Annotated in this window: 8 protein-coding genes; 4 read left to right on the top strand and 4 right to left on the bottom strand. The window is 38.9% G+C overall.

The features are described 5' to 3' along the window. The first annotated feature begins 237 nt into the window (after positions 1–237). The gene (locus IC619_RS03065) at positions 238–4,518 is read left to right on the top strand and encodes an AAA domain-containing protein (protein WP_191138662.1); all 4,281 of its coding nucleotides are present in this window, start codon (positions 238–240) and stop codon (positions 4,516–4,518) included. 153 nt (positions 4,519–4,671) lie between these two features. Here IC619_RS03065 and IC619_RS03060 read toward each other — a convergent pair whose 3' ends face one another. Beyond that, positions 4,672–5,448, bottom strand: a complete 777-nt coding sequence (locus IC619_RS03060) for a class I SAM-dependent methyltransferase (protein WP_191138661.1) — start codon at positions 5,446–5,448, stop codon at positions 4,672–4,674. 120 nt (positions 5,449–5,568) lie between these two features. Between IC619_RS03060 and IC619_RS03055 the strand changes: the two genes are divergently transcribed. Continuing rightward, a complete protein-coding gene (locus IC619_RS03055; RefSeq protein WP_191138660.1) occupies positions 5,569–5,766 on the top strand; it encodes a transcription initiation factor TFIIIB in 198 nt (65 codons plus the stop codon). A gap of 134 nt (positions 5,767–5,900) precedes the next feature. On the opposite strand, the gene nadR is transcribed toward IC619_RS03055, so the two are convergent. The 3 genes from nadR to IC619_RS03040 form a co-directional block, all read right to left on the bottom strand. Continuing rightward, on the bottom strand, positions 5,901–6,935 hold the full coding sequence (nadR, locus tag IC619_RS03050; RefSeq protein WP_191138659.1) for a multifunctional transcriptional regulator/nicotinamide-nucleotide adenylyltransferase/ribosylnicotinamide kinase NadR: 1,035 nt from the start codon (positions 6,933–6,935) through the stop codon (positions 5,901–5,903). Position 6,936: 1 nt separating this feature from the next. Continuing rightward, complete coding sequence (gene pnuC, locus IC619_RS03045; RefSeq protein WP_191138658.1) at positions 6,937–7,626, bottom strand: nicotinamide riboside transporter PnuC; 690 nt, start codon at positions 7,624–7,626, stop codon at positions 6,937–6,939. 139 nt (positions 7,627–7,765) lie between these two features. Next, positions 7,766–8,302: a DUF420 domain-containing protein gene (locus tag IC619_RS03040; protein WP_224749695.1), complete on the bottom strand. Its 537-nt coding sequence runs from the start codon at positions 8,300–8,302 to the stop codon at positions 7,766–7,768. Between the two features lie 107 nt (positions 8,303–8,409). On the opposite strand from IC619_RS03040, the gene polX reads away from it, so the two are divergent. Then, entirely contained in the window at positions 8,410–10,140 is a 1,731-nt protein-coding gene (polX, locus tag IC619_RS03035; protein ID WP_191138657.1) for a DNA polymerase/3'-5' exonuclease PolX, read from the top strand. A 265-nt stretch (positions 10,141–10,405) separates the two neighbouring features. After that, positions 10,406–13,291, top strand: coding sequence for a DEAD/DEAH box helicase (locus tag IC619_RS03030; RefSeq protein ID WP_191138656.1), 2,886 nt, complete (start codon positions 10,406–10,408; stop codon positions 13,289–13,291). Positions 13,292–13,300 lie beyond the last annotated feature (9 nt).

The following is a 13,300-nucleotide window of genomic DNA, read 5'->3' as shown; positions in this document are numbered from 1 at the left end:
CATTAAAGATAATGTCATACATATTGATCAAATTATACCTAGTGATTTTTGATATTCAAAAGCTATTAGGTGAAGTTAAAAGGTGTATACAATGGGAATATCAAACAAAAAAGTTACAAGACTAACTGTAAGTAGATAAATAACTACTTTTTTCATTTTGAATCATCGCAGCAAATCTCATAAACTGGTAAAATATAAAGTATATATAATACAGGATGTTAGGTGAGGTGCGAGATTTTGAATGAAAAACCGAGGAGATTGTTTGAATACTTACGAGCAGTGAATAATCTACGCTTTCAGGTGATTCGCGATGTAAAAGAGTATGAAAACACGTTTTCAAAAGAAGTGCTCGAGTGCTTAGGCGAAGGGGTGTACCTGATGGGAGAAGGTGATGATGCGGAAGCGATACTTGAAATTCATCGACCTCATATTCTCCAAAACGTACAATCCCCACCAGAACCTGATGATGCCATTAAAGAATGGATTTCGTATCCCTATCAAAAGGAAACGGATGAATTAAAGCAACCATCACCTATAGTTTTCGTTCAGGGTACAGATGAAGTGAAGGTATCTTTTGATGAAGATAGACAAAGGTTAGAAAAGTTTCATAACTGGAAGTTAGAGTGGGAGCAATGGGCAAGCGAACTTCGTATGCAGAACCAAGTGAAGAAGTTATATGACACCTTTTCGAAGCTACATCATCGTATTTATGTAGCAGGAGAAGGCGTCGAATTATTCTTAGGAAGAACGACGTTAATGTGGCAACGCGAGGCAGATTCTATTTATCATCCGCTTTTCATAGCTAAATTAGATATTGAACTAGACATGGAGCGCGGTGTGATTAAAGTTAAGCCGATCAACCGAGGTTATCAATTACAACTTAGCATATTAAGCGGAATCCAACTTCCGCAAATTGAAGAGATTGAAAAGATAGATCGATTGGCCCGTTATCGAGATGTGCTACACGAGGATATTACGGATCTAGCAAGCCATTTTTTACATGTTATGGGTGCAGATGTAATATCAAAAGATGGACCTGCTATTTCAGAAAAAGGGCCCGTAGGCGATTTAGATGATTATGTTCTTTTAGTCAGAAAAAAAGATCACCATATTTATCAGCAAGATTTAGAGCAGATTATTTCCTATTTAGAAGAGCAAAATCCGGTTCCCGCACCAATTGATGCGATCGTAGGAAATGAAGTAAAAGTAGACGATAGCCATGCATTAAAATGGGATAAAATTGCCTCGGATCTCTACTTTCCATTACCAGCAAATGAAGAACAAAAAGAAATCGTACGACGTTTGGCGGTTAATCATGGTGTAAGTGTACAAGGGCCACCAGGAACAGGGAAGACACATACCATTGCCAATATCGTTTCACATTTATTAGCCCATGGTAAAAAAGTGTTAATCACTAGCCAAAAAGAGAATGCACTACGAGTGCTAAAAGAGAAAATTCCAGCTGAAATTCGAGACTTGTGTGTTTCCGTATTAGGAGGAGGCAAAGATGCACTCCGAGATATTGAAAAATCGGTGAAGACCATTTCCGAAAAATTAGGAAATGTTTCACCGGAATTTTATGAGGCGGAATTAAAAAGAGCACAGTCTCAGTTGCTGATGAGTAGAAAACGAGAAGCCAATTATCAAAACCAGCTGATGTTTTACTGCAAGCGTGAGCAGTCGGTGATCGATTTTAAAGGACAAACCATTACGAAAGCGGATGTGGCCGAGACCTTGCGCACACAAATGCTTGACTTCAAGTGGATCAAAGATCACGTCCCTCTTCATTCCAATTTTCCGATCAGTGAGCTTGAATTTAAAGAACTATGGCAATTAAGAGGTATACTCTCTATAGAGGATTTGAAATTGAGAGATTTGGTGCTTCCGCACAAGAAACAGTTTAAACATCCGACTGAAATGAAGAGATGGTTAGCAAAAGGTAAAGTTTTAAAAAGAGGGTATGAGCGTGCGATTCATGAAGTAGAAAAAGTCAAGTTTCCGCATGACCAGCATTTTACCCAACAAGTTCATGATGATTTAGAGCGAATCATAAAGTATCGGGATCATTTCAAAAAAGATAGCCCGCATTTTCATATCTTAGATGATTACTTAGCTCACGGACCAAGAAGAACCCGCTGGACATCTTTTTTTGCTGATATTAAGAAAAAATGTGCCGATTTGCTCGTATTACATAAAAATACGATTCATGACCAGATTACACTGCCTAATAAGGAAGTTTTCGAGTTGGAGGCTGACGTAAACCGTTACTATGATCATTTACGTAAGCATAAAAAGGTGAGCATGTGGTTTGGCATGATGCAAGGAAAAGAATCGAAATATTTGTGGACGACTCCGGTATTAAATGGTAAGCCTATATTTACATTGGAAGAAATTGAGAAAATCACGTCATTTCTTGAGTTTAGGCAAAAAAGAAAGGAGCTTGTGCAAACATGGAATGCACACATGCAAGAGATTAAGGGTGCATGTGTCCAATTAGAAGATAAAGGGTTAGTTCGAAACATCAATCAAGAGCTGGAAACCTATGACAGAACCCTTCGCTTAGGGATCTTTATTGAAAAACTAAAGCAAAGATGTGAGCCGCTTTGTATAGGTGATGATGAATGGTTGGAGTACGAAACATACATCGATTTGCAAACCACAGTGGAGCAAATGTTTACCGTGCTGTCCTATGAGCAGTGGGAGAAGGAGTACGGTAGTTATGTTTGTGAATTGAAGTCATTACGCGACGAAGAACGCATGCACCCGATTGTAAATACATTCTTACAAGCTATACTGGGGTCTGATTCAGTCAAATGGGAGGAAGTCACGCATCAACTACAACACATCACTTCTAAGAAACAAGCTGTCGTTCGCTTTGATAAGCTGTATGCGCCGCTACAAAAAGTGGCACCTTTAACAGGCGCGTATATCATAGATTTGTTTGGAAAGGAACACGATATTCCGCAAGAACCACGAAAGAGTTGGTATCTGAAGTCTTTATACGATTGGATGACAGAAGATATCGATTTTGATGCTTTACGACTCGAACGGAATATTAAACAGGAACAAGTAAATCAGAGAAGATCTATTACAGAGATTGTCGCTTATGCAACATGGTTAAATCAAATGAAAAATATCACAGAAGAAGAAAAGCGAGCTCTGGTCGCGTGGAAAAACTTCATTAAGCGCTTTGGTAGAGGAACTGGGAATAACAGACGGTATTTAAAAGATATTCGGCAAGAGATGGAGAAAGCACAGTCTGCTATTCCAGTCTGGATTATGCCTGTAAAACAAGTGATTGAAAACTTCCCGATCCACAGCAAAAAATTTGATGTCATTATTTTTGATGAAAGTAGTCAGTGTGATCTGATGTCCATTCCTCTCCTGTTACGAGGAGAAAAGCTGATTGTGGTCGGAGATGATGAACAAATAAGTCCTTATGGTATCGGAACGAAAGATGCGGATGTAGAAGCACTGATTGAACATTATCTCGAAGGAGTACCCAATAAGCGCCTTTTTGATCACAAAGCATCGCTTTACGAGATTGCAGACCAAATCTTCCCTAAAGATGGGAGATTAACCCTTAAAGAGCATTTCCGATGTGTACCGGAAATTATTCATTTCTCCAATCAGCTTAGTTATGATGGTCAAATGATCCCGCTACGGGTACCTTTTGCTAGTGAAAAAATAGATCCTCCTGTCCTTACTGTAAAAGTGGAACATGGGTATGTGACGGAAGGGACTCACTTTGTCAATGAACCAGAAATCGAGCAAATTGTGCAAGATATGAAGCAGCTGATCGCTGATCCACGCTATAAAAACCAAACCATAGGTGTGATCACATTACAAGGGACCAAACAAGCTACCTTGATTGAGCAAAAAATTCGTGAGCAACTCTCAGAAAGTGAAATCATACATCGCCGGATTGTATGTGGAAATGCCTATCATCTTCAAGGCGATGAACGGGACATTATCTTTTTATCGATGGTGGTCGCGAATAATAGAAGATTTAACGCATTGACACAAAAAGCGTATCAACAAACCTTTAACGTAGCCGCCAGTCGGGCTAAAAATCAGATGCGCCTATATCATTCAGTCGATCTTGATGATTTAAAACAAGAAGATTATCGTTATCAATTACTGAGCTACTGTATGAAACCACACCAAACTACGCGCATCATCGACCAATTAGAAGATCAGTGCGAATCTCCCTTTGAGATCGAAGTGTTCCGCATGATACAAGCAAACGGGTATCAAGTATATCCACAAGTAAGAGTGGGACGACATCAAATTGACTTGGTGATCGAAGGATCACGAGAGCGCCTAGCCGTAGAGTGTGATACCGAAAAATGGCAAAACCAAAAAAAATGGAAGCAAGACATGCAGCGACAATACGACCTCGAAAGAGTGGGCTGGCATTTCTGGCGGATACGAGGCCGAGAATTTTACTTAAATCGAGAAGAAGCGATGAGCAGTTTGTGGCTGAAGTTAGAAGAGTTGGGGATTGAAAGGAAATGAAACGGACTATAAGCGCCTAATATTATTCTTTACCGCATTTTTAACGGCTCCCGCTATGAGGAGCCGTTTTCATTGTTCAATTTACATGTAATGTCTTCGATCGCCTTCACTTACTAATTCATACAGGTTGTTCCTATTATCACCTTAGTCATTCTAACCTAACTTTCGTGCTTGTGTTGCGATATATACAGAAATATACGAGTCTAACTGACTATCGTATCCACTTTGATCTTCATAAAAGCCAGATAAGACAAATCCGGCATCAAGCTGTCCTTTGATTTGATCTTCCAGCGTGTGACCAAAGGCAAGCGGTTCTTTTTTTTGCTGTAATTCAGCTAGTTTTTCCGATGGTAAATGTTTTAAATCCGAATAGGGAATTGGATACTTAACTTCAAGTGGGCCTTTTTCGACGGCTTCCTCAGCAAATAAAAAGAGAATCGGATTGGTAAAGCCAGCGAGGAGCGATCCGCCTGTTTTTAATACGCGATAAGCTTCTTGCCAAACCGGTAATACATTGTCAATAAATACATTGGATACAGGATGTATGATTATATCAAAGGTTTCATCCGCAAGCATGGAGAGGTTTGTCATGCTTCCCTTAATGGTTTCAATGTCTAATTGTTCTCGTTTAGCAACAAAGCGATCTTGATCTAACTGTTTATCTGAATTATCCAATACGGTTACTTTTGCGCCTGCTGCGGCCAGTATCGGTCCTTGTTGTCCGCCACCGGATGCCAGACAGAGGACTTTTTTGTCTTTTAAGTTCGGTGGAAACCAATTTCTAGGAACAGGACGCGTGGGGGTAAGCACGATATGCCATTTATCTGCACGTGCTTGGGCAATGGTTGCTGAATCGACAGGTTGGGTCCACTGATCGCCGCTATCCACCTGATTATTCCATGACATTCGATTGTATTCCGTAATATCCATAAAAATCATTCCTATCTGAAAGTTTCATACAAATTTAGTTGCTTTTATTTTATTATATAATAGTGCAAAAAAATACCCACCTTTTAGTACCAGCTGAGTGGTGAGCAGGAGGTTTAACTGATGAATGAGTCTAAAGAAGTATTAAATTGCCCGGAGTGTGGGGGGACTGAAATAGGGAAAGGCAAGCACTCAGGATATGCAGTCATGACACCAGGAGATAAATTGATGACCTTGGGTTCAGAGATTGTGTATACGCTCTGTACGGATTGTGGTTTTATCATCAAAAGCTATGTGAAAAACCCCAAAAAGTTTAAGTGAATAGTTGGAGAATAGGAATTATAGAAAACAAAGTGAATAGCAATTTGAACATGATGAATTAAAAGTAAAAACAGATCAAATGCCACAGTGAAATCCCTCCATTTCGCATTTGATCATGCGAAATGGAGGGGGCATTACTCGTCCAATAAGGCATGCACATGTTGCAAAGCAGTTTGCAAGCGTTGTTCATAATTACCTGAAATGCTGATATAGGGAATATGTTGTTGATCGAGCATACGCTTCAGTAATTGATGATTTTGCTCACGCTGCTGTTGTTCACCAAAAGTACGTGTTCCGTCATTTACCCATTTGACATCGGGTTCTAAGAACAACCATAAATCATATCGTTGCATCTTGATGAATTCGTCTAATATAGCTTGCTGCTGATTTAAATAAAGCTTGAGAAAGTACTGTGTAACGGTAGCTTCCGTGTCGATAAATAAAACTTTGTTCGCCTGCTGAAGGGCCATCTTCTCTTGATACTTATGTTCGAAGGCGATTTCGGGATAATCCTCTGGTAAGGTTAATCCTTCACAGCCACCCAACTTTTCATAAAACGTGCGTCCAAATTCTTCTACATAGACGGTATTAAAAAGGAGTGCTAAATTTTTGACTAACGTTGATTTACCGCAACTTTCGGTACCGACCACAACGACCTGTTTAGCAAAATAAGGTTGAATTGTTTTAGGAATCATATGCCAGTGCTTGATCGCACCATCTGTACGAATTTGGGTGCCTGAAATGGGATAGGTTTCACGTTTTTCATCAATAATGACATGTTTTGCAGTAGGATATAGCTCTGCAAAAATGGTAGAGTATGCGGTTTCAGAGCTAAATACGACATCAATGGGCTTGCCAATTACTTTTTTAATGGCTTCAGAGCCTTTCACCCAATCGGAAAATAAGCCGGTCTGTTCTTCGTAGATTTCATGAACATGAACATGGGGGAGATCCCGTGTCAATTGGATCCACCAACGTATACGATTCACATAAGAGATCGGATCGAGCGGACTATGTAGGAATAGCTTTTTTTCGTAAGAAGTATCATGCGACACGATGATGTGTAACTCATCTACCTTCGTAGAGGCTTGGATCATGGTATAAACATGTCCTAAGTGTGGGCAGGGTAAAAATTTTCCACCATACATACCAACTTTACCATAGGTCATACTAAACCTCCTTCTGCTGACGGTATAGTTTTGTCCAATTGATGTAACCGTATATACTATTCACTAAAAATGCAGTCCACATGACGAGCATTGAAATCTCATTTCCACCTGTTGTCCATAAGGAAGTTAACCAGAGGATGATAGAAAAAATGTTGACCATAATCCAGAAAATCCATTGCTCTGCAAAGCGCCGAATCATCAATATCTGTGCCACTATGGATAAGACATTGGTAGTCGAGTCGATATAGACTGATTTCCCACCAATGTTAGTGAGGAATAAAGCGTAAAGAAAAATAGACACGAGTACGAGTAATGTAAGCCTAATCCATCCTTTACGGGTCATGCGCTTAATGCGTATATCCTCTCCTTTGATACTGGAGGAGGTTTGGTTTTTGCGCCATAAATAAATCCCGATAAACTGTATTGGAAAATAGAAGAAAGCATTCAACATGGCTTCCCCGTATAAGGCATACGTATATGCAATATAAGCATAGGTACTGGTTTGGACAATGCCGAAGTAATAATTTGAAATTTTTCCTTTAGCAACGAGTACCACACATAACATACCGGATAATGCGGAAATAAAACCGAGGATTGAGTCATCCCATGCAAAAAAGAGATACAGATTGATTAATGTAAAAGTAATCAGCCAATACTTCTCGAAAGTGGTCCAATCTTTAAAAATCGTCATAGATGTTCTCCCTCTATCTGTTGTATCAGGACAGTTTATATCGTGACATGCCTGCCCTTGTATGTATAAAATTCTTTCTCTTTTATTATGAACGGAAAACAAAAAAACGACCAGTAAATGGTCGCTTTTTTTGAAGCATTTAATAGTAGGGAGAAATCATCAAGTACACAAGCACACCTGTAAGACTGACATAAAGCCACAGTGGCATGGTCCAGCGTGCGATCTTGCGATGTTTTTCAACTTGCATATTAAGACCACGAGCGGTTGTAAAGAGAGCAAGTGGTACGATCACGATAGAGAGTAAGATATGTGAGATTAAGATAAAGAAGTAGATATACCTCATGATGCCGTCTCCGCCATATGATGTGGACTCTGCTAGTGAATGGTAGGTGACGTACGTGACAAGAAAAAATGTAGTGGTGGTAAATGCGGCCAAGATAAAGCGACGGTGCAGTTTAATATTTTTTTGTTTAATCATGATTAAAGCGGTTAATAAGAAGATAAACGTAAAACTATTAAAAATGGCATTCATCATGGGGAGAAAGGTCAGGTCTAAATGTTGAAACTGATCAGATTTGGGCATAACAAATAAAATGGCGACCAAAACATTGATCAGAATGGATAAGAACACAATCAAGGGTGTATAATTACGTTGCTTTGGTTTGTCGTGTGTCAAAGTAAAGCCTCTCCTTTTATTCAAATTACATACTACTAGTCTACCACTTGACTCCCAATGAATTACATGTGAAATTAACAAAAAGGTGTCAAAAGAGGAGCGATAAAATGAAAAATAAAGCGATTGCCGCAGTGTTATCGACACTCGCCGATTATATGGAACTAAATGGCGAAAATCCCTTTAAAGTAAATGCCTATCGGAAAGCGGCTCGGACTGTGGAGTCCAGCCGAGTTGCTCTTGCTGATCATCGTGATCAATTAGAGCAATTGTCCGGCATTGGCAAAGGAACAGCAGGAGTCATTGAAGAGATTATGGCTACCGGCTCTACCACATTATTGACAGAGTTGAAAGAAAAACTACCTTCTGGTCTACCCGATATGTTGGTGATTCCCGGTCTAGGCCCAAAATCTATCTATACGCTATATCAAAAACTAGAGGTCACTTCAATTGCTGAATTAAAGCAGGCTGCTGAGGAAAAGCGGATTCAGGCGCTATCTGGGTTCGGACCGAAAAAAGAACAAAAGATATTAGAAGGTATTGCTCAATTTAAGAATCGCCCCAATCGTAGACTATTAAATGAAGCGATGACTGTGGCAGAAGCGATGCGAGCCGAGTTAGAATCGAATCGACAGATTACAGCAGTACAGTTGGCTGGTAGCTTACGCCGAAGCAAGGAAACGATTAAAGATATAGACTTTGTGACCGCCACTACTTCACCACAAGCGGTTGCTGACTGGATTACTACACTTCCCTTGGTTGTTGAGGTTGTCAATCATGGGGATACCAAAGTAAGTGTGGTAGTCAGTGTGGATGGTATTGAAATGGGAGTAGACATTCGCTTAGTGCGTCCCGAGCAATTCGCATCAGCTCTCCATCACTTCACTGGTTCTAAAGAGCATAATGTACGGATTCGTCAGCGAGCAAAATCAATGGGGTATAAAGTGAGTGAGTATGGAATTGATGCAGAAGACCAAGCAGAAATGAAGACCTTCGGTAGCGAAGAAGCGTTTTTTAAGATGCTCGATTTACCCTACATACCGCCTGAATTGCGAGAAGATCGAGGCGAGATAGAAGCGGCTGAAAAAAAGAAACTGCCTCATCTCATTGAACAAGCCGATATACGTGGCGATATTCATATGCATACCGTATATAGTGATGGTAGCGATAGTGTGATGGATATGGCTCGTGCAGCACTTGCCAAAGGATATGAATATATTGCCATTACAGATCATTCACGCTCTCTTCGTGTAGCAAGTGGATTAAGTATTGATGAGCTAAAAGAGCAGTGGGAAGAAATTGATCGGGTGAATGAAGCGTTAGAAGGGATTACAGTGCTAAAGGGTACAGAGATGGATATTTTACCTGATGGTAGCCTTGATTTTCCTGATGAAATACTAAAAGAGCTAGATGTCGTAATTGCGTCCATCCATAGTGGATTTAAACAAGATGAGGAGACGATGACGAAGCGAATCATTGAAGCGATTCAAAATCCCTATGTACATATCTTCGCCCATCCAACCGGACGTTTAGTTTTAAAGCGGGATCCTTACCATGTCAATGTAGAAAAGTTGTTTGAAGCGGCACAATCCACCGGCACAATCCTAGAGTTAAACGCTAATCCACGCCGGCTTGATCTGAACGACGAAGCCTTAAAGCGGGCCAAGGAGGAATATGGACTAAAATTTACGATCAATACAGATGCCCATATTACCGATGGACTTGCTTATATGCGATACGGCATTGCCACAGCACGACGAGGGTGGTTACAAAAAGAAGATGTCATTAATACCTATACCCTTACGCAGCTGCGCGAAGTATTGAAACAGAAGCAAAAATGAAGTCATTTAGACAACCTGGGTGCTGGATGTTGCAGGACTCAGGTTGTTTTGTTTTATCCTGCATGTTCAAATCAGTCCTCGTAAAGTAGGTCTGTTAGACATCATGATCTATCATTTTTTGAATGATTTTAAAATATATATAGATGTAGAGTAGCTAATAAATTTAATCAGTAATGAAGGATATTTTAAAAAAATAGAGAATCACACATTACGATTGATTACAATGTTAATCACTTAAGTTATTCAGAGTGACGAGGAGGTTGAGATGGATATTCACAATTTTATATTGAAAAAAAACAGAGATAATCAGTTGCGTTATTATAGACGGAGCTTAATCGATGATAATATTCTAGATTTTAAATGGAGCATTAAGCAAGGTCTACATCCTTTATTTGAAGAAGTTTCTAAGGGTCAATTAAATGCGGGAAATATTCAAAGTTTCAACGAGAAAAAAAGGGACTTTAAAGGTTCTGTGGATCTGTTTGTATGTCCTTGGGTCTATCAATACCAAGGAAAATATGTTACACCTATTTTTATTCCTGCTAAAATTGACCAACTAGGAAAGTTAAAACCAATTGATGATTATCCGCCATATATTCTCAGAAAATATCTTAGACCTACATTAAATGGAGAAATTGAAATAGGAGATGTGAAAGCATTCGATAAATATATTGAAAAAAGGCCCTACACACCAAATAATAAATGGTCTTATGCATGGAGGTATGCCGAATCCATGTACAAAGAAATAGCAGGTAGAAGCATGAATAAATTTGCTTTTGATGGTTTTAGTAAAACAAACTCCTCCTGGATCGTCATACGTGATGAAGATAAATTGAAGGGATCACCACAACAAGACTATGCGCACATATATGAAGATTTAATCAAATCTCCTAAGCATCCAAAACTACTATCCAACTTTCTTAGTACCAAACCGACTAAAAAGAAGAGGTTGCGTATTGAAACAGAAAATGTACATTCTCATGTAGGGCAAATGAATAAGGAGCACGCTTTATCTGACGACCAGCGGGAATCTCTGTACCACCTTTTCACACTTAATGAAGGGGATACGCTAGCTATTAATGGCCCACCAGGTACTGGTAAAACGACTTTAATTCAAAATATAGTCGCATCATATTGGACAAATGCAGCACTTCAAAAAGGAGATCCACCCATCTATTTCTGCACATCCCATACCAATAAAGCGATAATGAACATCATTGATTCCTTTGCTAAGTCAAATACAGCGCCTCAGGTGAGTAAGATAAATAAATTCATAGATCAAACCGTCTTTGAAAAACTACAAGGTAGATGGATAAAGGATATTAACAGCTTTGCATTATGCTTTCCAGCTGCCAAACAAATTGAGAGTTATCACGTAAATGGTTATCAAATGATTAGCGCCAAACATCATTTTATGGAAGATATGGAAAGAAAATTAGTTACTCATGAACGTATGTTTCTAAATAAATGCCAAGAGTATTTCAATGAACCGATATCGAATGTAGAAAACGCTATCAGGAGGATTCACAAAGAACTAAAGCGATTTAATCGAATTTTAAAAAGAGGAAGCCACTATATTCTGAGATCTCATCAAATTAAAACGATGCAATCCTATAAACAGAACAATCCCGAACCAAAAGATTGTCCTACATCTCTTTATATCATGTCAAAGTGCCTTTCTGAAGATTTACTCGTCAAAATGGACAAGCAACTGGAGCTGAAATTACAAAATTATTTAGACACACAATTCGAAGATGTAGTGATTACTAAGGAGATACCCATTTGGAAATTCGCACTTGAACAATTTGATAAAAGCATAAGATATATTATGTTTTCATTGGCAACACACTATTGGGAAGCGCGCTGGTTAATGGAAGTAAAATCAAATAAACCTCAAAAAAACGCAAAACGCAAGTATACAGAAACAAAAGAAGAATTGATGCAACAATATAAGCGATATGCCATGATAACACCGTGCTTGGTCGGGACATTCTATAAGCTAGAAGGTAAAATGAAAGTGAGGAAAAAACGGAAGCAAACGAATACGAAAACTAAAAAGGTTTTTGAGTCAGATTATTTATTTGATTTTTTTGACTTACTCATCATGGATGAAGCAAGTCAAGTTAGCCCACAAATGGCGGTGCCAGCGTTGGCCTTTGCTAAAAAGGCCATTGTTATTGGTGATGAAAATCAGTTAGAACCGATTGTTAAGGGTTTATCTTACTCCATTGACATCGGGAACTTAAAGAGTAATTTAAAACAATATCGTAACCCAAAGAAAATGGAGAAATTAGAGAAGAATGGCTTCTTAGCATCTACTGGTAGTGCGATCGAGAAAGCACAATACGTCAGTAAATATCAAAAATTTCCACCTTATGGTGGTATGTATTTGTTTCATCATCGGAGAAGCGTAATAGATATCATGGACTACATTAATCAACTGGCTTACAGAGGTATCCTAGTGAATAAACGTGAAACGACTAGTCGTTATTCCGAACTTTTTCAGTATGCTATGGGATATATCCACATAGATAGCAAAGTTACACGGAATGATGCAGGAATTTTTAATGTAGCAGAAGCTGAGCAAATGGTTTATTGGCTACAAGATAATCGGGACAAAATTTTACAGCGTTCAGGAAAAAACAACTTAAGAGATGTCTTAGCAGTCATAACCCCCTTTAAGTATCAGTCTGTACTCATTAAAGAATTGCTCAATAGTGTAAACTTTCCAGACGACATCATTGTGAACACAGTTCATGCCTTACAAGGAGATGAAAAAGATATCATTCTCTTCTCTCCTACAGATACAAGGTCAAATATCACACCATTCTTCGATCGTAGTCATCAACTTATGAATGTAGCTGTTTCCAGAGCGCGAGATCACTTTATCTTATTCACTAATTGGGATAAGTTTGGCGTAAACCAAGGGGAACCATCGCGAATGCTTCGTGAAAGAATGAACCATCATCAAATAGATGATTTAAGTGTAAAAAAATATAACGAAGGTGAATTGCTTAGAAGTTTCATAAATAACCAAGAGACTCCTAAAAATGTCATTATTCAAAATATCCGTAACATCTATTTCAATAATATAGGTTCCGCCACTTACGTTGAGGGAGATCACATTGAAAATCGAAATGAAGCAGAATGAAGTGATTTG

This window comes from Polycladospora coralii (assembly GCF_014773435.2).
GTDB classification, from domain to species: domain Bacteria; phylum Bacillota; class Bacilli; order Thermoactinomycetales; family Thermoactinomycetaceae; genus Polycladospora; species Polycladospora coralii.
The sequence above is the reverse complement of the archived record's forward strand: the minus strand, read 5'-3'. Positions and strand labels throughout refer to the sequence as shown.

Excerpts from the sequence above, each read along its gene's own strand:
- IC619_RS03060 (WP_191138661.1), bottom strand. The coding sequence starts at position 5,448 with ATGGATATTACGGAATACAATCGAATGTCATGGAATAATCAGGTGGAT.
- IC619_RS03055 (WP_191138660.1), top strand. The coding sequence starts at position 5,569 with ATGAATGAGTCTAAAGAAGTATTAAATTGCCCGGAGTGTGGGGGGACT.
- nadR (WP_191138659.1), bottom strand. The coding sequence starts at position 6,935 with ATGACCTATGGTAAAGTTGGTATGTATGGTGGAAAATTTTTACCCTGC.
- pnuC (WP_191138658.1), bottom strand. The coding sequence starts at position 7,626 with ATGACGATTTTTAAAGATTGGACCACTTTCGAGAAGTATTGGCTGATT.
- polX (WP_191138657.1), top strand. The coding sequence starts at position 8,410 with ATGAAAAATAAAGCGATTGCCGCAGTGTTATCGACACTCGCCGATTAT.
- IC619_RS03030 (WP_191138656.1), top strand. The coding sequence starts at position 10,406 with ATGGATATTCACAATTTTATATTGAAAAAAAACAGAGATAATCAGTTG.